The sequence below is a fragment of the Aeromonas veronii bv. veronii genome (genome assembly GCF_000820225.1).
Taxonomy (GTDB): Bacteria; Pseudomonadota; Gammaproteobacteria; order Enterobacterales; family Aeromonadaceae; genus Aeromonas; species Aeromonas veronii.
Genome location: NZ_CDDK01000040.1, coordinates 109,981 through 134,346 on the forward strand (window position 1 = coordinate 109,981; position 24,366 = coordinate 134,346).

Below are 24,366 nucleotides of genomic sequence, written 5' to 3' on the forward strand. Positions count from 1 at the left end.
AGGGGCGATATCCTACCACAAGGCTAAGAATATTCTGAATCTGAACCCTATCAACAAGCACCGGAATATAAAAAAGCCCGGCACAGTGCCGGGCTTTGATGAGATACAAAGGGAAGAGATCAGGGCTGGATACGCGGACTCCACTCCAGCCACTCTTTCTCGGCCTTGCCGTAGAGCGGATAGCTGTGTCCTGCCTTGACGGTTGGACCCATTTCTCTCTCCGGCGTATTGAAGGCGATGCCGCCAGCCAGCAGGCTCTGCACCGTCTCCACTTCGATGGTGCCGCCGGTCAGGCCGATATCCGCCTTGACCCCGGAGACATTCCAGAAACGGGAGTTGGCCCGCACCAAATGGGCATACTCCTGATCCACGTTAACGTCGATCACCACCTCGCTACCATCCCGAGCCAGCGCCACCTTGGTGACACTGCCCACAACCATCTTGCGAAACAGCAGCGGGCTGCCGACGCTCAGGCCATTGACGGAGGGGCTCTTGAGGGTCAGGGCCAGACCCACCGGGCCGACCTGACTCAAGGGGAAGCGATTTTTGCCAGCGCCTTTACCGGGTTGTGCCTCTACAAACGCCCCCTTGATCAGGGTGTCGAGGTGAGCGACACCGCCCAGCCCCAGCTTGGCCTGCACCAGAGTAAAGCGGGCACCGGACTGCAGGAAACGCTCGGCATAGTGGCCATCGAGTTCCGCCTTGAAGATCACCTGACCCAGAGACGGCTCCAGCTCGATCTCTTCAATTTTGCCGATATCGACCCCGCGATAGCGGATCGGGCTGCCAATCCCGAGCCCCGGATTGCTCTCTGCCACCAGTGACAGCTGGCGCACCTTGGCCTTGGCTTGCTCCCTGGAATCGAACAGTTGATGGCTGCTGCGGCCATTGGCCAACCGATCAAACTCGATGGCACCGCGCAGCAGGGTACCGAGGTTACCCACCTTGACTTGCACCCCATCGACCCGCACCTTGGTGTCGATGGCCGGTTTTTTCCAGAATTGGGGTTGTTGGGCGAGGAGGGGAGCATAGACTCCATCAATCTCGAGTTCGATCTCGACCCCCTCTTTGGCGGCGCGCAGCTGTTTCACCTTGCCCGCTTCCAACCCCAGATAGAGCACAGGCGAGCCAATGCCGATGCCATCGGCCTGACCTGCTTTGAGCAACCAGCGCTGCGGCTTGGCATCACGGGTACCGAGCAGTGCCAGCTCCTGACTCGGGTAGAGACGGTTAATCCGTTCGCCACTACTGGCTTGTATCAGCTTGATCCCGCCTCCCAACCAGGCACTGGCCGGACTGGTTTCTACCTTGATGCCGCTCAGATCGGCATCGATCTGCAGCGGGGCAGCGCGATAGAAGCGGGCACGGTTGAGCAGATGACCATAGTTCGGCGCCATCACCAGCTCGACGCTGGCATTGCCGCGCGCATCCAGGGTGAGCTGGCTGATGCGGCCCACCTGCAATCCCTTGTACCAGACAGGGGCATCCTGATTGAGCCCTGCCAGATCGTCAGCCTGCAGCGTCACCTTGGTGCCGCTCTGGGGCGCGCGATCGGTCAGGGTCATCTTCTGTACCGATTTACCCACCACATAGTCGAGGCGGATGGCCGGGCCGGAGAGCAGGCGATCTGCATGCTGCACGCCAGCCGCGGAGAGGGAGACGCTCTCCCACACCAGTTGACTCTTGTCGGTAATGCGATAAGCCTGCTCCGGGTTGATCAGCGCTGTGACCACCCGGCCTTTATCAGTAAGGCGAATGGGGTCGATACGACCAATCTCGATCCCCTCATAGAGGATGGGCATCCCCTCCTTGACCGGAAGATCGCCAGCCGCAATGTCGATACGCGCACCGCGTGCCGCTTCCGCCAGCCCTTTATAGAGGACGAAGGTCTGTCCCTTCTCAGGCTCCGGTGAATCTTTGGGTGAGTCAAAGGCAATGCCACCGCTCAGAATGGAGGTGAGGCTGCCTGCCTCCACGCTGACGCCAGCCAGACTGAAGGAGCCCTTGATGCCACTGATGTTCCAGAAGCGGGTATCAGCTTTGACCAGATGTTCAAAACGCGGCTCGATCACCAGATCCAGAATGACGTTCTGGTTGTCCTGACCCAGGCGGGTATTGATGACGCTGCCCACCTCGATACCGCGAAAATAGAGCTTGGCGCCAATCCCCACAGAACCCAGCGAATCGGCAGTCAGGTGCAACATCCGCCCCTGAGCCTGATAACCGGGAGGAGGGCCCTCCAGGGCATCGAAGGTCTCCTCCAGCGGATTGCTTTCACGCCCCGGTTGCAGGTTGATGTAGTTGCCGGAGACCAGGGTATCGAGGCCAGAGATCTCGGTGAGCGACGCCTTGGGGCTCACCAGCCAGAAGTCGGATCCCTTGCGGATCAGCGGTCTGGCACGGCTGTCAATCTTGGCCATCACCGCAATCTTGCGGCCATCTTCAGCCAGCTCCAGCTCTTGCACCACACCGATAGCCACCCCCTGATAACGAACCTGGGTTTTACCCGGCAAGATGCCGTTGCCCTGGGCGAAGTTGATCTGGATAAGCTGGCCACGGCTCAATACCTGCTGATAGAGAAAGCCACCTGCCAGCAGCAGGGCTATCAGGGGTAACAGCCAGACCGGCGATAACCAGCGACGCTTTTCGATGACGGGTTCAGCCCCGATCATAGTGACTCCTTATTGGCTGGATTAAACAGCACATCAGACAAAAACAGAGAAATCATCAACGGGCCGCCTTGTCCCACAGTAAACGGGTATCGAGCATGCGGGCCGACATCATGGTCAGCACCACTACACCGGCAAAGGCGGTGGCACCGGGGCCTGCGCGGACACTCAGCAGCACACCCCGATCGACCAGTGCCACCATCAGCGAAATCACGAACAAGTCCAGCATTGACCAGCGACCAATAAAATCGATCACCCGATACATCACCAGCTGGCGCTTGCGCCGCACCGGCTTGGCCCGCTGCAACTGCCAGCAGATCCAGCCCAACCCCAATATCTTGCCCACGGGTACCAGTATGCTGGCGGTGAGGACTATGGTGGCAATCCCGCTCATTTTGCTGCGATAGAGCATCATGATACCGCTGAAGATGGTATCTGACTGCAGTAACCCCTTGTTGTAGAAATGGGTTATGGGCAACAGATTCGCAGGCAACAACATGAAGGTGGCGAGCGCCAGCAAGCCCCACGACCAGGCAAGCGAGCGGGGAATGCGCACCTGCAATTTGCTGCGGCAACGGGGGCAGACTGCCCCGGCTTGATAACGTACCAGCAGACCGCAGGTATGGCAGCGGCAGAGCCCCATCTCACGGGCGCTGGTCATGTTCCGGCTCCTTTAACGGGATCCGCGCCCAGTAGGGGGCGGGGTCAAACAGGATCAGCAGGGTCATGTTGAGCAGCATCAAAATACCGAGACTGAGCAAGCCGCCACCGAGGCGCACATCGGCGATGTCGATCAGTTTGAACAGGGCAACCAGCAAGCTGACGATATAGACCTCCAGCATGGCCCAGTGGCGAAATACCTCGACCAGCTTCAAGGTGACGGGAAGAATGTGCCAACGTTTTGCCAGACCCGAAGCCAGCGCAAAGATCCCCGCCAATAACCCCACTGGCGCCAACACCGCGCACCAGAGTACCAGGCTGGCTACCCACCATTCACCTTCGCCAAACAGCACCAGGATACCGCGCAGCAGGTCGGCGTCGGTGTTAACCCCAGCCAGCCGCAGATAGATCAGCGGCTCAAAAAATGCGGAGGGCAGCAGCAGAAAACCGGTAATGGTTAGGGCCATCAACTGGGAGGGACGAAAGGCATAACGGCCATAGAGATGCTGATGACAACGCGGGCAGTGGGCATGACGACGCAACGGCAGTGCTTTGCGCTGGATCAGCAAGTCGCACGCCGGACAGACAATTACGGAACCGGGCTCCATCATACAATTCAACCTGTTGAAGGAATTGGTGAAATTTACCCTAAAACCGGTTTCCTGTCTTGCCTGCAGCCAGAATGTTACGAAAGTATAATTGACGTTAACGTAAACGTGATATTAGATGGCCAGACTAGACAGGTGAAAGGAGTCATGATGTCCAGTTTGTCCCCCTCGGCAGGCCTGCGCTTTCGCACCGCCCTTGCCAATGAACATCCCCTGCAGATCGTCGGCACCATCAATGCCTATATGGCGCTGATGGCCGAGCGCAGCGGTTTTCAAGCCCTCTATCTCTCCGGCGCCGGAGTGGCCAATGCCTCCTACGGCTTGCCGGATCTCGGAATGACCTCCCTCAACGACGTGCTGATCGATGCCGAGCGGATCACAGCGGCGACCCGTGTGCCGCTTCTGGTTGATATCGACACCGGCTGGGGCGGGGCATTCAATATCGCCCGCACCATTCGCGCGTTCGAGCGAGCCGGGGTTGCCGCCGTCCATATGGAAGATCAGGTGGCCCAAAAGCGCTGCGGCCACCGTCCCAACAAGGCGGTGGTCACGCTGGAGGAGATGTGCGATCGCATCAAGGCAGCAGTGGATGCCCGCGAGAATAGCGAGTTCGTCATCATGGCCCGCACCGATGCACTGGCGGTGGAGGGGATGGAGTCGGCTCTTGAACGCACCGCTGCCTATGTAGCCGCCGGTGCCGACATGATCTTCGCCGAGGCGGTGACCGAGCTTGCCCAGTACGACCAGTTCAAGCTGGCGGCCAAAGTGCCGATCCTCGCCAACATGACCGAGTTCGGCAAAACCGCGCTGTTTGACAAAGAGCAACTGGCCGCCCACGGGGTCGATATGGTGCTCTACCCCTTGAGTGCCAACCGGGCCGCCAATCAGGCCGCCCTCAACGTCTATCAACATATTCGCCAGGATGGCCATCAAAGGGCCGTCGTGGAGACCATGCAGACCCGGGAGTCGCTCTACGACTTCCTCGGATATCACCACTACGAGCAGACACTGGATCGTCTGTTTACAGCCAAGGAATAGGAGGCAGCTTATGGGACAGCAAAAACCGTTGGGCGGGGCAGGTCTGCGCGGTCAAAGCGCAGGGGAGACCAGTATCTGCACCGTGGGCAAGAGTGGCACCGGTCTTACCTATCGCGGTTACGACATCAAGGAGCTGGCCGACAGCGCCCAGTTCGAGGAGGTCGCCTATCTACTGCTCAAGGGTGAGTTGCCCGGTGAGCAGCAGCTTGACGCCTACAAGCGCGAGCTGCGTCGCCTGCGCACCTTGCCCCTGCCGCTGCTGGAGGTACTGGAGCGGATTCCCGCCGATGCCCACCCCATGGATGTGCTGCGCACCGGCTGCTCCATGCTCGGCGATCTGGAACCGGAAGATGGTTTCGAGCATGAGCATGAAGTGGCGGATAGGCTGCTGGCTGCCTTTCCGGGCATTCTGATCTACTGGTACAAGTTCAGCCATGAAGGTATTCGTATCGCCCTCGATACCGACGAAGAGTGTATCGGTGGCCATTTCCTCGCGCTGCTGCACCAGAAGGCGCCGAGCGAGCTGGAGCGCCGGGTGATGCATGTCTCCCTCATCCTCTACGCCGAGCATGAGTTCAACGCCTCCACCTTTGCGGCGCGGGTCTGCGCCTCGACGCTCTCTGATATGTTCTCCTGCATCACCGCCGCCATCGGTACCCTGCGCGGCCCGCTCCATGGCGGTGCCAACGAGGCGGCCATGGCGATGATCGAACATTGGCAAGATGAGACGCAGGCAAGGCGAGAACTGCTGGCCAAGCTGGCGGCCAAGGAGAAGATCATGGGCTTTGGCCACGCCATCTACCGCACTTCTGATCCGCGTAACGTCATCATCAAGGAGTGGTCGGCCAAGCTCGCCGAGGCGGTGGGGGATGATCGCCTCTATCGCGTCTCCTGCGAGGCGGAGAAGGTGATGTGGGAAGAAAAAGAGCTCTTTCCCAATGCCGACTTCTTCCACGCCAGCGCCTATCACTACATGGGGATCCCGACCAAGCTGTTCACCCCCATCTTCGTCTGCTCGCGGGTCACCGGCTGGTGCGCCCACGTGATGGAGCAGCGCGAGCACAACCGGATCATCCGTCCGAGCGCCGATTATGTCGGCCCGGCGCCCCGTCACTTTGTCTCTCTACAACAACGATAAGGAAGTCACGATGTCCGCCAACGTCGACGTCAACCACAGACCAGACCCTGATCAGGTGCTGGTCGATATTGCCGATTATGTCTGCAACCACCCCATTACCAGTGAGGCTGCCCTCGACACTGCCCGCTACTGCCTGATGGACACCCTTGGCTGTGGCCTGCTGGCCCTGCGCTTCCCCGAATGTACCAAACACCTTGGTCCCATCGTACCCGGTACACTGGTACCCCACGGCGCCCGGGTGCCCGGTACCCAGCTCTGCCTCGATCCAGTCAAGGCGGCCTGGGATATCGGCGCCATCATCCGCTGGCTCGATTACAACGACACCTGGCTGGCCGCTGAGTGGGGTCACCCATCCGACAATCTGGGGGGCATTCTGGCCACCGCCGACTGGCTCTCCCGTACTCGCGTCGCCGAGGGCAAGGCGCCGCTCACCATGGCCGATGTGCTGGTGGCCATGGTCAAAGCCCACGAAATTCAGGGGGTGCTGGCGCTGGAGAACTCCTTCAACCGGGTTGGCCTCGATCACGTGGTGCTGGTCAAGGTCGCCAGCACCGCCGTGGTGACCCATATGCTGGGTGGCACCCGTGATCAGGTGATCGATGCGGTTTCCCAGGCCTGGGTCGATGGCCAGAGCCTGCGTACCTACCGTCATGCCCCCAATGCTGGGTCGCGCAAGAGCTGGGCGGCGGGGGATGCCACCTCGCGCGCCGTGCGCCTCGCCCTTATCACCATGAGCGGCGAGATGGGCTATCCCGGCGTACTGAGCGCGCCCAAGTGGGGCTTCTACGATGTGCTGTTCAAGGGCAACCAGTTCGCCCTGCATCAGGGGTACGGCAGCTATGTGATGGAAAACGTGCTGTTCAAGATCTCCTATCCCGCCGAGTTCCATGCCCAGACCGCGGTAGAGTGCGCCATGAAGCTGCATGGGCAGGTGAAGGGACGGCTGGAGGAGATCGACCGTATCGAGCTCACCACCCATGAGTCGGCCATTCGTATCATCAGCAAGGTCGGTGCCCTCAACAACCCGGCCGATCGGGATCACTGCCTGCAGTACATGGTGGCGGTGCCTCTCATCTTCGGTCGCCTGATCGCCGAGGATTATGAGGACGATGTTGCCGCCGATCCCCGCATCGACGCGCTGCGTAGCAAGATGGTGGTGCAGGAGGACAAGCGTTACAGCCGCGAGTATCTGGAGGCAGACAAGCGTTCCATCGCAAACGCCATCCAGATCTTCTTCAAGGACGGCACTCACACCGCCAAGGTGGAAGTGGAGTATCCGGTCGGCCATCGTCGCCGTCGGGAGGAGGGGATCCCGCTGCTGGTGGATAAATTCCAGCACAATCTGGCCACCCGCTTCCCGGCCAAACGGGTCAGCGACATTCTGGCCCTCTGTCAGGATGGGCCGCGCCTTGCCGCCACCCCGGTGCACGCCTTTATGGATCTGCTGGTGATCTGATCGCTCTTGCATTGGCCAACATATCGGCAAACAGTGATAAACGAAAAGCGGGCTCATCGGCCCGCTTTGTTATTCTGGCGGCTTATCCCTCGATAAGCCTTACCCCAGCGCACTGCTATCGCCGTTAAAGAGCGCCGTCATGATGGCCGTCTCACGACTGGCGATGGTTTCGAGAAACTCGTTGGCACGCCCCATCTGATGACACACCTGATAACCACGCTCGACAAAGGAGAAGAGCTCGCCAAGCCCCGCCAGATGGGCGGGCCCTGACACCAGCTTGAGGGTCGCCCCCAGCAGCGGCTTTCTCGCCAGTCTGTCCAGCGTCATCCCAAGCTCGCTCACCAACGCAATCTGATGTTCCCGGCGCGCCTGTTCACCCACGGCACGATAGGCGATGGTGTAATGGTCCGGCGTGATGGGATCAATGCCATCAATGCGCCGCAGCGCCACCACCATCAGATAGTCCAGCTCTTCGGAGAGGGCATCGAGCTCGATCGCCTGCGCCAGCACCTTGAGACCGGACTCCGGCAACAGCCGCTCAGCGGTCGGCATCACCCGCATCACGTCCGCATCGCGGCGGGTACAATCCCCCGGGCCATAGAGATCGGTCAGGAAAAACTCGGCGGCAGGGCCGTAGCGGTCACTCTCCAGCAGATCTCGATGGGTTCGTCCCAACCGGTCGGCCTGCCACTGGCGTAGCCGATCCCGATCCTGCTGATCTTCCGGGTGGGCACGCATCTGCTCGCGCAAGGCTGCAACCCGCTTGAGCTGGCGGTATAGCCGACCCAGGGTGCTATCGTCGTCGTGGGCATGTTCTTGATGCGTCATCTACAGCTCTCTGGCCTTGGGCCCATTGATGGGGATTGGGTGATACGAAGATACAAGTGAATGAAAAACAAGCAGCTTTTGCTGAAGGTCCCGTGACAAGTGTAGCGCGCACGGGGGAGGGAATAAATGCCATGTCCCGCTGATGGCCTGCATCCCTCTCGACTCTGTTAAGTGAGTCCCATTTATGTGAACCATCCTTTCATTTGTTGTGAACATGTGTTTAATATCAATAACTAACTTATGACCCAGAGTAACGACCATGTTCTTCAACTCGCTCGCTGGCAGCAGCGCACTCTCTATCATTCAGATCAGCCGTCAGCATCCGCTGGGACTGGCCGCCGCCCGGATCGCGGCCGAAGCCATCGCTGCGGACATGAGCGAGAGCTATCAACTCGATTGCGAATGGGCGGATGAAGAGGAGACCGAGCTACGCTTTCGCGGCTCAGGGGTACATGGCACTCTCACCCTGGACGAAGATACCCTGGAACTGGAAGTGCATCTTGGTTTGATGCTGTTGCCGGTACGCAGCGTACTGGAGCAAGAGATCCTCGATTATGTCGACAATCGCTTACCTTGCCCCAAACGTATTTGAAACTCTTCGTTGCACTGGTTTTAAATAAACCAGCTGTAAAAGATGGCTGTTTGAAATAAGTTGGCAAGCCATATGGTTTGTCAGATTTATTATCCGGCGAGGTCTCGATTCTATTTTGTAAGTAATATTTCATCTTTATTTCATATTTCGAGTCGGCACTCATTAAAGTCATTCTGATTGCATCAAGCCTTCATCCGGATATGAGGGCAGAAGCAATTTGCCGCCTCGATAAATTCATTTTGTAGGGAAACAACCATGCCACTGAGTGAATTTATCTCCTGCGTCGATACCGCCTGGTTACGCATGGACAGACCCAACAACCTGATGCAGATCATCGGTGTCCTGATGTTTGAAGGAGAGCTTGATGAAGCGCGTCTGCGGGCCGGATTGCGCCACACCATTTCGGTGCAACCCCGCTTCCACCAGCGGGCCGTGCTGGAGGGGGGCTCCTACTACTGGCGCCATGATCCAGATTTCGATCTCGATCAGCACCTCAAGCGAGTGATCCTGCCGGGTGAAGCGGGCAAGCTGGAGCTGGAGAAGCTGGTGGCCGATCTCGCCTCGACGCCGCTCAACCACCAGCGCCCCCTGTGGGATATGCACCTGACCGACACGTCGCTGGGTGGGCAAGCGCTGGTGGTGCGCATTCACCACGCTATGGGCGATGGCTTCTCGCTGGTGCGAGCCATGCTGACCATGATGGATAACACACCGGAAGGGGCGCCGCGACCACCGTCACCGGAGCCACTGGATGACAGCGATGACGAGGATGAGGAGGATTGCCACCAGGGCAGCCGTCTGGTGCGAGCCGGTCTCAAGCTGACCGGTAGCCTCTGGTCCAAATATGTCGAAGTGGTCACCCATCCCACCAAGGCGGTGGATTACCTCAAGACCGGGCGGGATGTGGCGAGCGAGCTGTGCAATATCGCCACCCTCGGTGATGACTCTCCCTGCCGCCTGCGGGGCAAGACCACCAGCACCAAGCGGGTAGCCTGGTCGGAGCAAATTGATCTGCCGGATATCAAGGCAGTGGGCAAGGTACTGGGCTGCTCGGTCAACGATCTGCTGATCGCTGCCACCGCAGGGGCGTTTCGCCACTACCTGCAGGAGAAGGGGGATGATGCCAACAAGGTCAAGATACGCGCCCTGGTGCCAGTCAATATGCGTGCACCGGACGATGAGGGGGCACTTGGCAACCGCTTCGGGCTGGTGGCCCTGGACTTGCCACTGGATGTTGAACACCCGTTGCAGCGGCTCTATACCGTGCGTGACCGGATGCAGGCGCTGCGCACCTCACTGCAACCCGTGGTGGTGCTCAACCTGTTACATGCCCTTGGCATGGCCCCCAATGCGGTGCAGCAGCAGGCCGTCGAGCTGCTCACGGCCAAGGCCAGTGCAGTGATCACCAATGTGCCCGGCCCGCAGCAGACCCTCTATCTGGCTGGAGCAAAATTGCGTCAGCCGCTGTTCTGGGTGCCGCAATCGGGGGATATCGGCGTCGGCGTCTCCATCCTCTCTTACGATCACAAGGTGCAGCTGGGTCTTATCACCGACAAGAAGCTGGTACCGGACCCGGATCGGGTGGTCGAGCGGTTTGCGGTGGAGTTCGAGCAACTGCTGTTGCTGGTGCTGATGGAGCCAGAGCTACTGTTTGACCCCAACGGACTGGATGCGCTGCTCGGTTGAGCGTGCACTTGAGCGACCGGTGACGGCATAGCCAACCGGTCAGCTCCCATCATAAAAGAGGCCAACCCGCGGGTTGGCCTCTTGTTTTACTACCTCTTAGTGGCAGGAGTGGCGGTTAATCCTCCAGCTCTTCCCGCGCCGCCTCCACATCGAGGCGCTCCATGGCATCCATCGGTTCGCACTCGGCCGCTTCGGCATAGAGGGCTTCGGCCACTTTCAGGCGGCTCTTGCCGTGCAGCATCACTTGAGCGTTGGCGTACTCCATGCGGGCGATAGCCGATTCTGGGATCAGCGCCAGCGCCTCCTTGAAGTGACGCTCGGACTCTTCCTTCTTGGCACCATAGGTGAGGCCGCCGATCATGGCCCCCAGCTTGTCGACGATCTCCGCGTGCCAGGCGCCAAAGGCGATATGGGCCTCGGCGTGATCTGGCGCCAGCTCCAGCGCCTTCTCAAGACTTGCCTTGATCTTGTCACCAATTCCTTGCGAGAGGGCCTTGGAGATGGAAATGACCTGGCTGTAGCGACCGAGTGCCAGCGCGTGGAAATACCAGGCGTTGGCGTTCTTGGGCTGACGCTTTTGCAGCTTCTCGGCATGGCTGGCCGCCCGCTCGAAGGCGGCGCGCTTGGCATACTTGTCCTCCAGCAGATAGCTGGCGTGGATCACTAGCGCCTTGTTTGCCACATTGAGGCCCGCCTCACCGGCCGCTTCGCCAAGAGCGACGGCCCGGGCAAAATCCCCGGCATGATAGGCCCGCCAGGCATCCTGTACCTGCTCATCCTCGGGCCAGGGTTCGGCATCCCCCTGATGGAGACGATCCCAGTTGTCCGCCAGCTTCTGGCCAGCATACTCATAGGCCGCATCCACGTAGGGGAAGGGGACAAATTCGAGTTGTGAAGTGGTCATGCTTGTTCTCCCTGTAGCATGTGAATCAAACCTTGTCGGTGTAGTGATGGGCGAGGGCGCCCAGATGAGCGCGGGCATCGGCCCGCAAATAGGGTGCGACCAGCTGCATCACCTGAAAGACGCCGAGGGCGATATCGGCGTCCACCTTGGGGTGCAGTGCCCGCTGGTAAGAGATCCAGAATGTGCCCACCAGCGCCACATTGGCCGCCAGCGTGCGCATCTGTTGCGTCGTGCCCTCCATCAGCCCGACCGTTTGCAGATGATTGCAAATGGCGATGGCGGTCTGCTCCTTGCGGCGCAGCAGGGCGGAAAAGCGCTGTTCCACCTGATGATAACCACTCATCAGGGTCGCGATATCGTAGTAGAGGAAACGGTACTGCCAGATGGCTTCAAACATCAGGTGGAGAAAGAGCCAGATATCTTCTGGCTCATCGGACGGGGTGCTGACCGCCTCCAGCAGGCGATCCATCTGCTGTTCAAATTCGCAGAACAGGGCGTTGACGATCTCCTCCTTGTTGTGGAAGTGGTAGTAGAGATTGCCCTGGCTGATCTCCATCTCGGCCGCAATGGCCGAGGTGGTGACGCTGGGTTCCCCTTGTCGATTGAAGCAGGCGAGGGCAGTGGTCAGGATCCGCTCCCGGGTACGGCGTTTGGGTTTGCGATCCATGCTACTCCTTTGGTGATGAACGGCGCACGCCGTGGCGATAGCGTTTGGCAAGCCAGTGCTGCAGCAGCTCCAGCGACTTGTCGAGGGCGGCAACCGAGCCAATGCCGGGGGCCAGCAGGGTGCGATCTTCATCGGCCAGCGCGGCCAGATTGAGCTCGAGGCCATGCTTGGCCAGCACCGGCGCCAGCTCGTCACGACGCTGCCAGAGATCGCGGCGGGTATGCTGGTAAGCGTGCTCGCAGAGACGGCGGCGATCCCGGTAACTGAACACATTGGTGAAGAACATCTCGCCATCGGCAGAAGAGGGCTCAAACAGCAGGGCGTCGGCGTCGGGATATTGGTGCTTGTAGCGATCCATCCCCACATGCATGCGGGAGTGGATGATGGCGCGAAAAGTCTGGGCCAGCACCACCGGCAGACCGCTGTCCACCAGATTGGTCGGGGTGCCGTCGGCCATGTCCGCATCATAGGGCACCAGCGGATTGATGCAGAACACCAGATCCGCCCCCTCTTCCAGCGCTACCGAAGCGTGCAGAGTCTTGATCAGCGCCCCGTCCACATAGTAACGACCGTTGATCAATGAAGGGGGAAAGAGGCCGGGCAGGGCGGCTGACGCCTGTACCGCCGCCGAGATGGGCACGTCATCGAGCCCCAGGCTGCCGAAGGCGACCGGATGACCGGTGTCGAGTTCGGTAGCTACCACAAACAGTCGACTGCGCAGCTGGCGAAAATCATTGCTGCGGCCGGGACGAGAGAAAAACTGGGTCAGGGTACGATCCACCCCGCGATTGTCGAACAGTCCGGTCGGAATGGCCTTGGAGAGTCCCTGCAGCGATTCAAACAGGCTGCGCTTCCAGGGCGCCGCCAGATAGTAGGTCAGGCTCTGCCACGCCAGTGGCGGGATCGAGGTCAGGCGGTCGGCATATTCACGAAAGGCGGGTCGCAGCAAGGTGGCCGGGTCAAACATCTCCCCCGAGTCATCGCTGAGCAGGATCCGCACCAGCTTAGCCGGCGAGATGCCGTTGGCCAGCGCCGACGCCACCACGGCCCCCGAACTGACGCCGACATAGATATCGGCATGGTCAAGGCGCAGGCCGTTGATGCTGTCAGAGAGGGCAGCGCAGGCACCGATCTCGTAGATGCCGCCGAGCGGCCCGCCGCCAGCAAGGGCAATTGCGATGGTACTCATAGCGTCGCCTCTCTATCCATGACATTCACCATGACAAGACCGGCCCAGCGCAGGGCATGGGCCGGTATCAATCACCTTCCGCCACCACGAGGGATCAGGGCAGGACGCTCTCTGCTTTGGCCTTCACCTCTTTCACCGCGTCTTCGGCGGCGGAGAGGAGATCGGCGGCCTGCTCAACCACGGCCTCTTTGGCCTTGGCTACCGGTGCCTTCTTTACCGGAGGCTTGCGGGCAGCGGGCTTTTTGGCGGCAGCCGGTTTGGCTTCAGCGGCAGGAGCCTCCTCTTCCTGCGCATCCAGCAGTTGCTGGACCACGTCGGTCAGCTCGGCCATGCGCTTGGAGAGCTTATCGATATCCTTGCGGGTCGGAATGCCGAGGCTGGCCACAGCGCGGGCCACGCGATCTTCAAACACCTGCTCCAGACGGCCCCAGGTATTGGCGGTCTTGTCGGTCACAGCGGCAATCTTCTCATCTGCGCTCTGACGGGTTTTGGCCTGCAATGCTTCCCCTTCCTGCACGAGGGCTTCAAAGATCTTGCCACCCTCTTCCTGCGCCTTGGCATAGGCACCCAGACCCGCCAACCAGATCTGCTGGGTGGACTCCTTGATGGTGGAGGTGAGTTGGTTGTCGGTCACTGACCCTGCCAGCGCTTTCAATTTCTTAGCCATGATCTTCTCCTTGAATAACGACAGATAAATGTAATGGCGACAACGAAACTGCAATCGGGTTGTGGCATTACTGATTTTTCAACTTCAGTCTAGGGAGAAAAAATAGAGGGTTCTACCTAATAACGGAACAGGCACACCACCGAAATTAGGGTTTGCTCACGAACCGACAATCAAATTGCGGATTCCCATATGAATCGTGATATATCTAACAACCTAGTAACACCCTAATCAGTAGCAGGATTCTCTTTATGAACTATTTCATTACTGGCGGTAGTGGTTTTATCGGGCGTCGATTGATCAAAAAGTTATTCCAACAGCATCCCGACTGTATCGTCTATTTTCTGATGCGCGCCTCTCATCAGGATAAATTGCCGGAGTTATTTGCATTCTGGAATGTGGATGAATCGCGCGCAGTCCCGGTTTTTGGCGACATGACGCAACCGCTGCTGGGGGTGTCGGTCGAGATACAGGAGCAGTTGATCGGCAAGATCGACCACTTCTTCCATCTGGCGGCCATCTATGACCTCAACGCCAAGGCCGGGATCCAGCAGCAGGTCAACACCGAAGGGACCCGTCAAGCCGTTCAACTTGCCGAGCGGCTGGGGGCGGGGCAGTTCCACCACTGCAGCTCCATCGCGGCAGCGGGCCTGTTTGACGGTCTGTTTCGCGAGGATATGTTCGATGAGGCCGAACACCTCGACATGCCTTACTTCCAGACCAAGCACGAAGCCGAAGGGATTGTGCGCAATGAGTGCACAGTTCCGTGGCGAGTCTATCGACCGGGGATCGTTGTCGGTGACTCCAATACCGGCGAGATGGACAAGATCGACGGCCCTTACTACTTCTTCAAGACCATCCAGAAGCTGCGCCGTCTGCTGCCGCCCTGGATGCCCGCCATCGGGGTTGAGGGCGGGCGCATCAATATCGTGCCGGTCAACTTTGTGGTCGATGCCATGGAGCATATCGCCCATCAGGAGGGAGAGGAGAACAAAACCTTCCATCTGACCGACCCCAACCCGATGCGGGTTGGCGATATGCTGAGCACCTTCTCCCGCGCCGCCCATGCGCCAGAGCCTGCGATCCGCATCAATGCCTCTCTCTTTAATTTCATTCCCCGCCACCTGACCGCCATGCTGATGACCATGGCGCCGGTGCGCCGCATCCGCGATGCCGCCATCGCCGATCTGGGTCTGCCCAAGGATGTGTTCCGCCTTATCAGTTATCCCACCCGTTTCGACAGTCGCGAAACCCAGCGAGTACTGAAAGGAACCGGTATCGAAGTGCCACCACTGCACAGCTACGCCTGGCGGCTGTGGGATTACTGGGAGCGTCACCTCGACCCGGAGCTCTTCATCGATCGCTCCCTGCGTGGTCGGGTAGAAGGCAAGGTGGTGCTGGTGACCGGGGCCACCTCAGGCATTGGCCGTGCAACCGCGCGCAAGCTGGCGGGGGCGGGGGCCAACGTCGTTACCATCGCCCGCGACGAGCAGAAGATTGCCGAGACTAAAGCGGAGTTTGCCGAGCTGGGGCTGACCATCGAGATCTATCAGGGGGATCTCTCCAATCTGGCGCAAGCCGAGGAGATCACCGCTCGCATCGTGGCCGATCACGGTGGCGTCGATATTCTGGTCAACAATGCCGGCCGCTCCATCCGCCGCTCCATCGAGGACTCCTTCGATCGCTTCCACGATCTGGAGCGCACCATGCAGCTCAACTACTTTGGCGCGCTCAAGGTGATCATGGGGGTGCTACCCACCATGATCGAGAAGAAAAAAGGGCACATCATCAACATCTCCTCCATCGGGGTGTTGACCAATGCGCCGCGCTTCTCCGCCTATGTTGCCTCCAAGTCGGCCCTCGATGCCTGGGTGCGTACCGCCGCCTCCGAGTTTGCCGATAAAGGGGTCAGCTTCTCCATCATCAATATGCCGCTGGTGAAAACGCCGATGGTCGCGCCGACCAAGGTCTATGAGCAGGTGCCGATGATGACGCCGGAAGAGGCGGCCGATCTGGTGTGCGATACCATCATCAACAAACATGTGCGACTGGCGACTCGCCTCGGGGTATTTGGCCAGGTGGTTCACGCTCTGGCACCGCGGGTTGCCCAGGTGATCATGAACACCAGCTTCCGCACCTTTGCCGATCCCAAGGATGGCGACAAATCCAAAGCCACCGCCGATCAGGTTGCCGTCTCGACCCTGATCAAGGGGATCCACTTCTAACCTGATGATGGGATAAAGAGATCAACAGGGGCCTGAGCAATCAGGCCCCTGTTTTATTTGGAATAACAGTTGAAGGACGAATAAGGAGGGTCAGACTCGGGACAACAACTCAATCAGCAGCTCAGTCGTGCGACGGGAGTAAAGCAGAGAGAGATGGCCAATGGCGGGCAACTCGATATCCTCCATTCCCACCAATCGTTGCCGCTCTTGCGGCATCACCACATTGTCGTGACTGGTGCGCACTGAGATGCCGGGCACGCAAAGCGGCACAGAGGCAAAACGTTGCAACCAGCCGGAACCGGGCTCCATCTCGCGGGCATTGGCCCCAAGCCCAAGGGCGGCCAGCTGACTGCCCTGATGAGGCGTAGCCAGCGTGATCAGGCGCGCGACCTTGTCACCACCATGGATAGCCAGATAGTCGCGGCAGACCAGCCCCCCCATACTGTGGCCGACCAGCACCAGCTTGTCAGCCCCGGTCTGCGCCAGCACATCGTCAATCCGGGTGGCCAGCAGCGGCACCATCTCATCGATATGACCAAATGGTGGCATCAGGGTAATGGTGGCAACCACATGGCCTGCGGCCTCCAGTCGGGTGCGCTGGGTGCGCCAGATACCGCGGCTGCAACCGTAACCATGTACCAGCAATACGGGACGCTGGCATGGACGCAGCCGATCGGGTGCCATCAACAAAGGCTCGAACGGTAACAACAAGGTGAAGGTGTAAAGGTAGGCCAGCATCTCCTGCGCCATCATCTTCACCCTGCGCCAGGGGCCGATAGCCGGGGAGGGGTAGAAGCGGGTAAACAGCCAACTGCCGAGCACCACCAGACAGCGCAACCCAAGCAGGGCAAACACCACAAACAGCAGGGTCAGCAACCAGGGGAGTCCCACGACCAAGTGGGCGATACTCCCGAGGAGCAGCACCTCTACCATCAGCAGGATAAACAGGTGTCGTACGATCGTCATAAGGTCATGATCCGACCAGTCAGGCGTGGAAGTCAAACGGCACTTTGAGACAGCTTGATCCAGCGCGGCTTTTGTCGCTAAACCCCGGCGAACTCTTTTCCGGTGAGGTTATTTACAATACTGTATATCCATACATATACTCTATCCATCATCACCAAGAGGAGGCCATCATGGCTGTCGAGATCAAATATGTGGTTGTTCGTGGGGGAGTGGAAAAAATGACCTTTGCCAGCAAAAAAGAGGCCGATGCCTATGACAAGCTGCTGGATACGGCCGATGAGTTGATGACCCTGTTGGCTGGCGCCCCGATCGAGCTGGCGCCAGAGCAGCAAGAGAGTCTGGCATTCTACCTGGCAGAGCAGCGCGATGTGCTGCAAACCCTGCTGCGCGGCGGCAAGGTTCAGGCAGGCACGAAAGAGGAAGAGGCCCCAGCAGCCAAGCGCAAGGAGAAGCCACTAAAGCAGGTGGCCTGATTGCACAGACCTGCTATTTCTCGGGATAAACAGCTCATGGCATTCACTTTATTTGCATTTAAAACCATTTAAACGGCTATTTACCCCGAGAATTTTTTAACCATGCTGCATATCCCATGCATAACTGAATAGCGTGCACCACTGAGCGACATCAGCCAGATCTATGAGGAAATAATGAGCAAACAGTGGAGAGAACGTTATCCAGATCGCTCCCGGTGACCTTAATCAGCAACAAGAAGAGGCAATACAAATCCCAATAGAAGCCGCATTCATGTATCACGAGCCCTTTTCTAGCAACTCGGCTCACAGGCTCATATCGTCTCATCTCAGCATCAACAAGCAACACCATGACTCAACAACCATTATCCTTGCCGCCAGCCATGCCGCTGTTTGACAGCCTTATCTATCTGGAGACCGGTAACCCGCAGGTCAATCAGTACCTTGCCAACCTCAGCCTCAACGATGTACCCGATGCCGGGCTGGTTTACGAACTGGCGGTCGATTGGCTGCTGGAGCAGCGCAACAGCGAAAACAACTACAAAACCTATCGCAGCGAACTGACCACTTTTTTGCACTGGTGCTTTCGAGAGGCGGCCATCAGCCCGAAAGATCTCACTCGCCGCATCATGATCCGCTATCTCGACTACTGTCAGTCGCCCCCTGACGAGTTGATCGCCTATCGCAACGTAGCGCAATTTGTCATCGACAAGGAGTGGGTAGAGCGGTTGCCCAATCCGCAATGGCGACCGTTTCTCGGCAAGCGGGAGCTGGGCCGCACCTTGCCCTATCGCCTGAGCGAGCAGGCGATGAAGACCAAGCTCGCCATCTTGTCGGCCTTCTTCCAGTTCCTGATCCAGGAGGAGTACATGGACAGGAATCCCGCTCTGCTGCTGCAGCGGGTCAAACGGCCGCAACAGCAGGAGGCCGATGATCAGGTGCAGGCCTTCAGCGAATTGCAGTGGTCATACGTGATGCAGGCCGCCGATACCCTTGCCAACGACCATCCGGAGCAGCACGAGCGCAGCCGTTTTCTCACCATTCTGATGTACGCCTGCTATCTGCGGATCTCTGAAGTTGCAGCTCGGCCGGGCTTTACCCCTGTGATGGGGCAGTTCAGGCGGGATCGCAAAACCGGCGTCTGGGGCTACTTTATTCCGCAAAGCAAAGGGGGCAAACGGCGTACCGTAGCGGTATCCCAAGCACTGTTGGCGGCACTTGAACGCTACCGCCGCTTCCTCGGTCTCTCTCCCTTGCCGACACCGGATGAACAGACACCGCTGTTCGTTCGCCATAAAGCGGCAGCCCACGGCCGCGAGCAGGGCGAGCTAAACGCCAATCTCGGTATTCGCCAGTTACGGGATTTGATCATGGTGATCATCGGTAAAGGCGCAGAATTGGCAGAGCAGGATGGATTTGTCCAGGATGCGGCCGAAATGCGGCAACTTTCTCCCCATGCGATCCGCCACACCGGGATCACCCATGACATCAACCTGCATGGTCGACCGCTTTCCCACGTACAAGCCGATGCAGGACATGACAGCATCGACACCACTTCGAAATACCTGCACACCAGCAACAGTGAACGACATGAGAGCGCCCAGCAAAAGCCGCTGGACCGATTGAACCAACACGTGAGAGATAACATTCAGGAGGACTAACGAACAACGTGACATGACCCTGATTTATATTGACTGCTCTTAGAACACAGAATGGCTTGTTTGGGGTGTCATAGAAGTTGGCGCGGCAATGTTGTACTTCTCTGGATGCAGTCGGTTCAGGAAATATTTTTGGCTCACATGGATGATTCAGAACAGGCTCCTTGCCATCTTCGGCATACATATTGATCCCGTAGCAGAGAAGCAAAAAACGAAGTTGCTTGCTGAAACACCGAGAACACCCGATGCCGAAAGCTAAGTAACATGCCGGAAGCAGTCATATTCGGTTGAACAGCGCCTTGTTATCACACTTGCATATCCAGTCATCATTGGTGATATTGATATCAATATTAACGAGATACCAAGGAGCAGGTATGCAAGTGGCAGTGGTGGAAAAGACCTTCAGGATCGTTGGCAAAGGGTCGCTCATGGCCCAGTTCACCTTTATCTCTTCAGGCACACTGCATATCTGGTTTCCGGATGTGGGCCTGCAGATGGAGGCCCACTGCAAAGAGTTGCGTATCGAAGATTGCACCATTATCTATACCAATGGCCTCCATCACGGCCAGCCCAGAGCACTCTGGTCCTTAACCCTCCATCCCGATGATATGAACGAGCTCAAACGTATATTGCAGCAGTTTAACAGCAACCTCTACTTGACCTGCCAGCCACCCACATTGGCCATCGCCAAACGTGCCTTGAATATCAATTGACCCGACTTCCAAAAAAGTCGCAATCATGCCAGCCACAACAATAAGCCGTGAGGATTAAGGGGAGGGGAATCTATCGCGATAGTCGGCATTTTCATAGCTTGTATTACAAGAGGGAGTATCAATATTTCCAGAGAGAGACCTCTCAAGTAGGGGACAGATATTTCCAAGAATATTCACGGTAATGACGTTAGTTATAACGGTGCCAATCAAACTTAACGTTCCATTGGTGAGGGGTACTAATTTAATAGTGGACTCTTGTCTCAAAATGGGACATTTCGGTGATGTGGGGCAGGGCGGTTGACTGTGTTATTCTGTTGTCGCTGCAAGAGCATCTGCAGGAGGAATCAACCAGATATTGTCCTTCTGCTTTGGGCAGTCAGATCGCTGGAGGTCTGTGTGTAGCCTCGATCCTGATCGATTTCCGAACCTTTAAGCTAAGGAAAGGCTGCGGGCTACTGCTTTCAACAAGCCTTGTTATCTATCACAATGATGCCGATAAACAGGGTTATCGGCATTTGCTTATCTGAATGCTATCCCTATCACTTATGAGGTGTATAGCCAGGGAATTGGAACAGAAGGCCATATAGATCAGACATGGTATCTCTGATCACTTCCAAATCTCGTTCTTTGTAAAGCGAGTCCGGCAAGCCTTCAATTAAAGCACACAAGTTTTCGAACTTTGGTTGCAGCTCTACTGGTAAATCGTTCTCTGCTGAGATGTGAGCAAACATCTGCCCATAAGTCTCATTGAGCGACTGAGCTGGAGTTCCACGCTCATGAATATAGGTCAGCGCGCTAAGCAGCTTCTCATAGGCATAGGTGTTGCTGGTCGTCATGGAAGATCCTCTGTAGTTACTCGGTGATACTTCACCGGTGTCAATTATGCATCACCAGGGATCACGGAACAATTCTATACATTTCAATAGCTTGCCATAATCAGCACCTTTAGCCAGCTGTTCGTCCAGCGTGTCGGCTCACTCAAACTTGGAGGTTAAATTATCTCACCTGGTAACGTGGTATTGGGGTCACACTGAGCCAACAGTTCTTCCAGTGTGTAGCTCGGCTTGCCATCATCGCGCAGTTTGGCGCGAGCACGCTCCACATCATCAAGCGCCGCAGTCAGCAGCGCCGGATCACCATCTTCAAGAGCTGCCAGCAGATAGGCAACCATGTCGGCCTCAGTGGCCAAGACGTCAGCCACATCAAAGCGGCTCCATTGTTCAGTTCTCTTCATTCCGTCCTCCTGTATCCATCATTGCGCATAATTCATGATTACGTTAAAGCCGCCGATGCCGTGCGTCCTGACAATGTTGTCAGATTCGAGCGGTACGCGAATAATGCGCAGGAATATAACAAAAAACTTTATCTTTCGATGGTTTGAGTGCGGTTTGAGTCCAGAGGAAACAGCGAAACTTTGTTTTGTTTCCGTGACGGAGGTCACACTCTGGGATGAGGGAAAACCCATACCGCCTGCATGCAAACGAGTCATGAGGATGGCAGTTGGACGGGAGCTGCCAACCGTTTTTACCCGCTATTGGGATGGCTGGCGTATGTCCGGACATCACTTAATCACCCCTGCTGGCACCTATCTGAGCCGCCAGCGTCTGGAAATCATCGAGTCGTTCGGGAGTGAAGACCTCAAGGCGCTGAAAGACAACGCGGCGCTGAGGCGTCTACCTACCTCAGAACGCTGAGAGCCTTAAAAGCCGGTTAATTAAGGGATTGAGGGAGAAGTGATCCCCTCAATCCCCTGCTCAAGGGTATGTTGGGGTGGTGTAGTCAATCACTAAATCGGAACCCCACAAGTGGGGCCCCCACGATTTAGCGTTTGACTAGGTTAGTGCCACTGGGGGTTGGCTTTGTAGAGCTTGTCAGTGAAGGTGCGGAGTGCTTTGAACTGTATCCACTCAACTGGTGCGCAGGAGTTCCACGGCACTGGCAGGTCGAACAGGCGCTCAAGTAGCTGGAGCATGAAGAGATAGGAGTAATCTGTCTTAGTCGCCTTGGCCAACTTGAAATAGTTCTCCTCAAGCAGGTGAACACCCTGACGACTACACCGAAGATCCCAAAACACCTCCCAAGCATCAGCAACAGGGTTTGACCTGGTGGTGGTCTTTGCAGGAGAGGAAAGAGGCAAATCAACCTGCTTATGGAGATGGCCAGATTCTGGGGCAGGAGACGAAGTTGCGGGTTGCCCTGGCTGTTGGCGTGATACCTTCTCGATCATCGCGTGATGCCAAGCCAGATACCTGACGGCTAAGGCCGTGCGGCGTTCTATGGCCATTTGGCCGTTCTCCATGCGTACAACGGTGTTACGGGCAACGGCCAGCTCGTCAGCCATGCGCTGTTGTGACCACTCAAGGCGGGACCGTATGTCTTTCAGTTCTACGGCGCTCAAGGTCAAATCGTCCATGTTTCCTCCTTGTTGGTGCAACATCATGTTGCATACATTGATTATAGTTTGAGCTGTTTGTAATGCAACATCATGTTGCACTTTCTTTTTGAATGTCCGTGTTTTGGCTACGGGCGGGAGCAACGCTACACGAGGCGATTTATTTTGGGGGAGGGTGTCCTCGGGGAGCGCCGCTGCGCGGGGAAACGCCAGCGGTGGTGCTGCTGGCCCGCGCGGCGGCGGGCCTACGGCCACTGGCAAAATGAAATCGTGCTGAGAAGCCAGGGGACGCGTTGGAGGGACGCGTCACACTTGGACGGGGTGAATGCTACAAAGCCTTTTCAACTGATCCCGCAACGCCTGCGGTCAAACTATCCTTCTTGCCTGACGGTATGGTGTTGCGCTCACGGATGAGCATGGTCACTTTGCCTTTGGTGATAACCAAGCCGTAGGACTTCATGACGACAGTCCAGCCCAACTGGGTGAGGTCTCCCGAACGCCATGTCGTTATGTTGTTGTCCTTGTCGTCCCACACCTCGATCCATGCATCCAGCAAATGGCCGTTGACGATGGTCTGAGAGGTCAGAACAGGCTTGCCGGATTCAAGGGTCTGAGTGAAGAGATCATCGACCTTGGGTTTCGGGGGCGGCTCCGGCCTTGGTGCTGGTTGCCCAGGTGAACTGGGTGATGCAACTTCATGTTGCTGTGCCTCCTGCTTGGACAAGTCTTCGGCCCCCGTCTTGCTGTTGAAGTTGAGCATTGTATCGACAGCGAACCAGAGGCCACCGATGAACAGCAGGGCAGCGATAGGGAGCCCGTACTTGAACTTGGCGGACTTGAAGATATTCGTTCGGTCATCTTCATAAACCCCCATTTCATTGTCTTCTGAGGTGGTGCTGGCGTAGCTGCCGAAATACTTGGGGTCATACTGCCGGATGCCGCCTGTGAGCTTCTCGAACTCGATACGGCTACGCTGGCCGTCTGCCCTGAGGGAACCACTGTAGGCAGTCCAAGAGTAGCGTTTGGCTTGGCCTACGGCGTCGAGCTTCTTGAAGACGAACTTCTTGTCGATACGGTTGCGCCACATGCTGTGGACATCGTTGAGGTTCTGACCCATCAACACGATATCAAGGCCACGGTGGCGGTGTTCTGTTATCAATTGGATGATCGGGTCAGGTAATTTTTGCCGACCAGAGGGCCAGAAGTTCTGGCTCTCATCGATGATAACGAGGCTTTTGTCGCGAACGTGTTCGTGGATGGCCGGCACCTGCTCACGGGTGATCTGCCTGAGCTGTTCTTGGCACTCCTCAAGGGTTATCTCGGCCAGCTCGGCAATCTTCTCGTAATTCAGGCCCTCGATATAGGCATCCACGGTGCGACCATCCTTGAGTCGCGGAATAATATGGGACACCAATGCTTCATAGCTTTTACCGGAGCCCGGCAATCCCTCATGAAATATCAGCATGTTAAGACTCCATTTAACATAATAAAACCGTCACGCAGTTATCACCACTGGAACAATGTTGCCACTTTACGAACCAGCCGGAAGGCGACACCCATCGATATAAACAGGAACGCCTGCGCTATCCCCGACATATTCAGGAAGTAGACAACATCCGAGGGAATGTAGTTAAAGAGATCCTGCAAGCTGTATTGCAAGAAATCCGGCATAGGGATACTCGATATAACGAACCGTATCCCCTCCAATAGCTTTTCCAACGTGGTCAGCAGAATATCCTCGAACCACTGGAATATGGCCTGAAAGAACTTCACCACCCACATGATGAAGCTCTCAATCATATCCTTGAGCCAGTTCCTGAACGAATTAAGCAATTCCATGGAT

General features: G+C 57.3%; 24 protein-coding genes. 10 read left to right on the forward strand and 14 right to left on the reverse strand.

Going from position 1 to position 24,366, the window contains the following annotated elements; genetic code table 11:
• Positions 1-119: 119 nt before the first annotated feature.
• From BN1139_RS16905 to BN1139_RS16915, 3 genes are read right to left on the reverse strand one after another with little or no spacing between them, the layout of a single operon-like run.
• Positions 120-2,672, reverse strand: coding sequence for an MlaD family protein (locus BN1139_RS16905; RefSeq protein ID WP_013723759.1), 2,553 nt, complete (start codon positions 2,670-2,672; stop codon positions 120-122).
• A 55-nt stretch (positions 2,673-2,727) separates the two neighbouring features.
• A complete protein-coding gene (locus BN1139_RS16910) occupies positions 2,728-3,330 on the reverse strand; it encodes a paraquat-inducible protein A (protein ID WP_005351872.1) in 603 nt (200 codons plus the stop codon).
• Positions 3,314-3,940 (reverse strand): paraquat-inducible protein A, encoded by a 627-nt coding sequence (locus BN1139_RS16915; protein ID WP_005333129.1) that lies wholly within the window; start codon positions 3,938-3,940, stop codon positions 3,314-3,316. The genes BN1139_RS16910 and BN1139_RS16915 overlap by 17 nt, the downstream gene beginning before the upstream one ends.
• A gap of 147 nt (positions 3,941-4,087) precedes the next feature.
• Here BN1139_RS16915 and prpB point away from each other — a divergent pair, with 147 nt between their 5' ends.
• Genes prpB through BN1139_RS16930 form a run of 3 tightly spaced genes read left to right on the forward strand, consistent with a single transcriptional unit; the run spans position 4,088 to position 7,569 of the window.
• On the forward strand, positions 4,088-4,975 hold the full coding sequence (prpB, locus tag BN1139_RS16920) for a methylisocitrate lyase (protein WP_005351874.1): 888 nt from the start codon (positions 4,088-4,090) through the stop codon (positions 4,973-4,975).
• A 10-nt stretch (positions 4,976-4,985) separates the two neighbouring features.
• Positions 4,986-6,113: a bifunctional 2-methylcitrate synthase/citrate synthase gene (gene prpC / locus BN1139_RS16925; RefSeq protein WP_005351876.1), complete on the forward strand. Its 1,128-nt coding sequence runs from the start codon at positions 4,986-4,988 to the stop codon at positions 6,111-6,113.
• 10 nt (positions 6,114-6,123) lie between these two features.
• Entirely contained in the window at positions 6,124-7,569 is a 1,446-nt protein-coding gene (locus BN1139_RS16930; RefSeq protein ID WP_013723758.1) for a bifunctional 2-methylcitrate dehydratase/aconitate hydratase, read from the forward strand.
• Between the two features lie 99 nt (positions 7,570-7,668).
• On the opposite strand, the gene BN1139_RS16935 is transcribed toward BN1139_RS16930, so the two are convergent.
• A complete protein-coding gene (locus BN1139_RS16935; RefSeq protein ID WP_013723757.1) occupies positions 7,669-8,397 on the reverse strand; it encodes a DUF8198 family protein in 729 nt (242 codons plus the stop codon).
• A gap of 259 nt (positions 8,398-8,656) precedes the next feature.
• Here BN1139_RS16935 and BN1139_RS16945 point away from each other — a divergent pair, with 259 nt between their 5' ends.
• Both BN1139_RS16945 and BN1139_RS16950 read left to right on the forward strand, forming a co-directional pair.
• Complete coding sequence (locus BN1139_RS16945) at positions 8,657-8,989, forward strand: polyhydroxyalkanoic acid system family protein (protein ID WP_005360483.1); 333 nt, start codon at positions 8,657-8,659, stop codon at positions 8,987-8,989.
• Positions 8,990-9,244: 255 nt separating this feature from the next.
• Positions 9,245-10,675: a wax ester/triacylglycerol synthase family O-acyltransferase gene (locus tag BN1139_RS16950; protein ID WP_005333122.1), complete on the forward strand. Its 1,431-nt coding sequence runs from the start codon at positions 9,245-9,247 to the stop codon at positions 10,673-10,675.
• 115 nt (positions 10,676-10,790) lie between these two features.
• On the opposite strand, the gene BN1139_RS16955 is transcribed toward BN1139_RS16950, so the two are convergent.
• From BN1139_RS16955 to BN1139_RS16970, 4 genes are all read right to left on the reverse strand, one after another.
• Positions 10,791-11,579 carry a tetratricopeptide repeat protein gene (locus BN1139_RS16955; protein WP_005351887.1) on the reverse strand — a complete coding sequence of 263 codons (789 nt, stop codon included), beginning with the start codon at positions 11,577-11,579 and terminating at the stop codon, positions 10,791-10,793.
• A 25-nt stretch (positions 11,580-11,604) separates the two neighbouring features.
• Positions 11,605-12,246, reverse strand: a complete 642-nt coding sequence (locus BN1139_RS16960) for a TetR/AcrR family transcriptional regulator (protein WP_005351888.1) — start codon at positions 12,244-12,246, stop codon at positions 11,605-11,607.
• A gap of 1 nt (position 12,247) precedes the next feature.
• Positions 12,248-13,435 (reverse strand): patatin-like phospholipase family protein, encoded by a 1,188-nt coding sequence (locus BN1139_RS16965; protein WP_005351889.1) that lies wholly within the window; start codon positions 13,433-13,435, stop codon positions 12,248-12,250.
• 94 nt (positions 13,436-13,529) lie between these two features.
• On the reverse strand, positions 13,530-14,102 hold the full coding sequence (locus BN1139_RS16970) for a phasin family protein (protein WP_005333118.1): 573 nt from the start codon (positions 14,100-14,102) through the stop codon (positions 13,530-13,532).
• 248 nt (positions 14,103-14,350) lie between these two features.
• Between BN1139_RS16970 and BN1139_RS16975 the strand changes: the two genes are divergently transcribed.
• A complete protein-coding gene (locus tag BN1139_RS16975; protein ID WP_005351890.1) occupies positions 14,351-16,324 on the forward strand; it encodes an SDR family oxidoreductase in 1,974 nt (657 codons plus the stop codon).
• A 90-nt stretch (positions 16,325-16,414) separates the two neighbouring features.
• Here BN1139_RS16975 and BN1139_RS16980 read toward each other — a convergent pair whose 3' ends face one another.
• Positions 16,415-17,290: an esterase/lipase family protein gene (locus tag BN1139_RS16980; RefSeq protein WP_005351898.1), complete on the reverse strand. Its 876-nt coding sequence runs from the start codon at positions 17,288-17,290 to the stop codon at positions 16,415-16,417.
• A gap of 170 nt (positions 17,291-17,460) precedes the next feature.
• Here BN1139_RS16980 and BN1139_RS16985 point away from each other — a divergent pair, with 170 nt between their 5' ends.
• The 3 genes from BN1139_RS16985 (at position 17,461) to BN1139_RS16995 (ending at position 20,131) form a co-directional block, all read left to right on the forward strand.
• Positions 17,461-17,763, forward strand: a complete 303-nt coding sequence (locus BN1139_RS16985; protein ID WP_005333111.1) for a YebG family protein — start codon at positions 17,461-17,463, stop codon at positions 17,761-17,763.
• 380 nt (positions 17,764-18,143) lie between these two features.
• On the forward strand, positions 18,144-19,421 hold the full coding sequence (locus tag BN1139_RS16990; RefSeq protein WP_005351900.1) for a tyrosine-type recombinase/integrase: 1,278 nt from the start codon (positions 18,144-18,146) through the stop codon (positions 19,419-19,421).
• 371 nt (positions 19,422-19,792) lie between these two features.
• Positions 19,793-20,131, forward strand: a complete 339-nt coding sequence (locus BN1139_RS16995; RefSeq protein WP_005351902.1) for a hypothetical protein — start codon at positions 19,793-19,795, stop codon at positions 20,129-20,131.
• Between the two features lie 539 nt (positions 20,132-20,670).
• On the opposite strand, the gene BN1139_RS17000 is transcribed toward BN1139_RS16995, so the two are convergent.
• Together BN1139_RS17000 and BN1139_RS17005 are read right to left on the reverse strand one after the other, a co-directional pair.
• A complete protein-coding gene (locus tag BN1139_RS17000) occupies positions 20,671-20,967 on the reverse strand; it encodes a hypothetical protein (RefSeq protein ID WP_005351906.1) in 297 nt (98 codons plus the stop codon).
• Between the two features lie 155 nt (positions 20,968-21,122).
• The gene (locus BN1139_RS17005; RefSeq protein ID WP_005351908.1) at positions 21,123-21,365 is read right to left on the reverse strand and encodes a helix-turn-helix domain-containing transcriptional regulator; all 243 of its coding nucleotides are present in this window, start codon (positions 21,363-21,365) and stop codon (positions 21,123-21,125) included.
• Positions 21,366-21,624: 259 nt separating this feature from the next.
• Here BN1139_RS17005 and BN1139_RS21820 point away from each other — a divergent pair, with 259 nt between their 5' ends.
• Complete coding sequence (locus tag BN1139_RS21820; protein WP_236317073.1) at positions 21,625-21,825, forward strand: DUF3653 domain-containing protein; 201 nt, start codon at positions 21,625-21,627, stop codon at positions 21,823-21,825.
• A 143-nt stretch (positions 21,826-21,968) separates the two neighbouring features.
• Here the strand turns inward: BN1139_RS21820 and BN1139_RS17015 are convergent, their stop codons facing one another.
• The 3 genes from BN1139_RS17015 to BN1139_RS17025 form a co-directional block, all read right to left on the reverse strand.
• Complete coding sequence (locus BN1139_RS17015) at positions 21,969-22,544, reverse strand: helix-turn-helix transcriptional regulator (RefSeq protein WP_041980766.1); 576 nt, start codon at positions 22,542-22,544, stop codon at positions 21,969-21,971.
• Positions 22,545-22,851: 307 nt separating this feature from the next.
• Positions 22,852-23,988: a zonular occludens toxin family protein gene (locus BN1139_RS20650; protein ID WP_052449570.1), complete on the reverse strand. Its 1,137-nt coding sequence runs from the start codon at positions 23,986-23,988 to the stop codon at positions 22,852-22,854.
• Between the two features lie 41 nt (positions 23,989-24,029).
• Positions 24,030-24,362, reverse strand: coding sequence for a DUF2523 family protein (locus BN1139_RS17025; RefSeq protein WP_052449571.1), 333 nt, complete (start codon positions 24,360-24,362; stop codon positions 24,030-24,032).
• Positions 24,363-24,366: the final 4 nt, after the last annotated feature.

What these genes read in the sequence shown, in the direction of transcription:
- BN1139_RS16905 (WP_013723759.1), bottom strand. Translation starts at nt 2,672, where the DNA reads ATGATCGGGGCTGAACCCGTCATCGAAAAGCGTCGCTGGTTATCGCCG.
- BN1139_RS16910 (WP_005351872.1), bottom strand. Translation starts at nt 3,330, where the DNA reads ATGACCAGCGCCCGTGAGATGGGGCTCTGCCGCTGCCATACCTGCGGT.
- BN1139_RS16915 (WP_005333129.1), bottom strand. Translation starts at nt 3,940, where the DNA reads ATGATGGAGCCCGGTTCCGTAATTGTCTGTCCGGCGTGCGACTTGCTG.
- prpB (WP_005351874.1), top strand. Translation starts at nt 4,088, where the DNA reads ATGTCCAGTTTGTCCCCCTCGGCAGGCCTGCGCTTTCGCACCGCCCTT.
- prpC (WP_005351876.1), top strand. Translation starts at nt 4,986, where the DNA reads ATGGGACAGCAAAAACCGTTGGGCGGGGCAGGTCTGCGCGGTCAAAGC.
- BN1139_RS16930 (WP_013723758.1), top strand. Translation starts at nt 6,124, where the DNA reads ATGTCCGCCAACGTCGACGTCAACCACAGACCAGACCCTGATCAGGTG.
- BN1139_RS16935 (WP_013723757.1), bottom strand. Translation starts at nt 8,397, where the DNA reads ATGACGCATCAAGAACATGCCCACGACGACGATAGCACCCTGGGTCGG.
- BN1139_RS16945 (WP_005360483.1), top strand. Translation starts at nt 8,657, where the DNA reads ATGTTCTTCAACTCGCTCGCTGGCAGCAGCGCACTCTCTATCATTCAG.
- BN1139_RS16950 (WP_005333122.1), top strand. Translation starts at nt 9,245, where the DNA reads ATGCCACTGAGTGAATTTATCTCCTGCGTCGATACCGCCTGGTTACGC.
- BN1139_RS16955 (WP_005351887.1), bottom strand. Translation starts at nt 11,579, where the DNA reads ATGACCACTTCACAACTCGAATTTGTCCCCTTCCCCTACGTGGATGCG.
- BN1139_RS16960 (WP_005351888.1), bottom strand. Translation starts at nt 12,246, where the DNA reads ATGGATCGCAAACCCAAACGCCGTACCCGGGAGCGGATCCTGACCACT.
- BN1139_RS16965 (WP_005351889.1), bottom strand. Translation starts at nt 13,435, where the DNA reads ATGAGTACCATCGCAATTGCCCTTGCTGGCGGCGGGCCGCTCGGCGGC.
- BN1139_RS16970 (WP_005333118.1), bottom strand. Translation starts at nt 14,102, where the DNA reads ATGGCTAAGAAATTGAAAGCGCTGGCAGGGTCAGTGACCGACAACCAA.
- BN1139_RS16975 (WP_005351890.1), top strand. Translation starts at nt 14,351, where the DNA reads ATGAACTATTTCATTACTGGCGGTAGTGGTTTTATCGGGCGTCGATTG.
- BN1139_RS16980 (WP_005351898.1), bottom strand. Translation starts at nt 17,290, where the DNA reads ATGACGATCGTACGACACCTGTTTATCCTGCTGATGGTAGAGGTGCTG.
- BN1139_RS16985 (WP_005333111.1), top strand. Translation starts at nt 17,461, where the DNA reads ATGGCTGTCGAGATCAAATATGTGGTTGTTCGTGGGGGAGTGGAAAAA.
- BN1139_RS16990 (WP_005351900.1), top strand. Translation starts at nt 18,144, where the DNA reads ATGCCGCTGTTTGACAGCCTTATCTATCTGGAGACCGGTAACCCGCAG.
- BN1139_RS16995 (WP_005351902.1), top strand. Translation starts at nt 19,793, where the DNA reads ATGCAAGTGGCAGTGGTGGAAAAGACCTTCAGGATCGTTGGCAAAGGG.
- BN1139_RS17000 (WP_005351906.1), bottom strand. Translation starts at nt 20,967, where the DNA reads ATGACGACCAGCAACACCTATGCCTATGAGAAGCTGCTTAGCGCGCTG.
- BN1139_RS17005 (WP_005351908.1), bottom strand. Translation starts at nt 21,365, where the DNA reads ATGAAGAGAACTGAACAATGGAGCCGCTTTGATGTGGCTGACGTCTTG.
- BN1139_RS21820 (WP_236317073.1), top strand. Translation starts at nt 21,625, where the DNA reads ATGGCAGTTGGACGGGAGCTGCCAACCGTTTTTACCCGCTATTGGGAT.
- BN1139_RS17015 (WP_041980766.1), bottom strand. Translation starts at nt 22,544, where the DNA reads ATGGACGATTTGACCTTGAGCGCCGTAGAACTGAAAGACATACGGTCC.
- BN1139_RS20650 (WP_052449570.1), bottom strand. Translation starts at nt 23,988, where the DNA reads ATGCTGATATTTCATGAGGGATTGCCGGGCTCCGGTAAAAGCTATGAA.
- BN1139_RS17025 (WP_052449571.1), bottom strand. Translation starts at nt 24,362, where the DNA reads ATGGAATTGCTTAATTCGTTCAGGAACTGGCTCAAGGATATGATTGAG.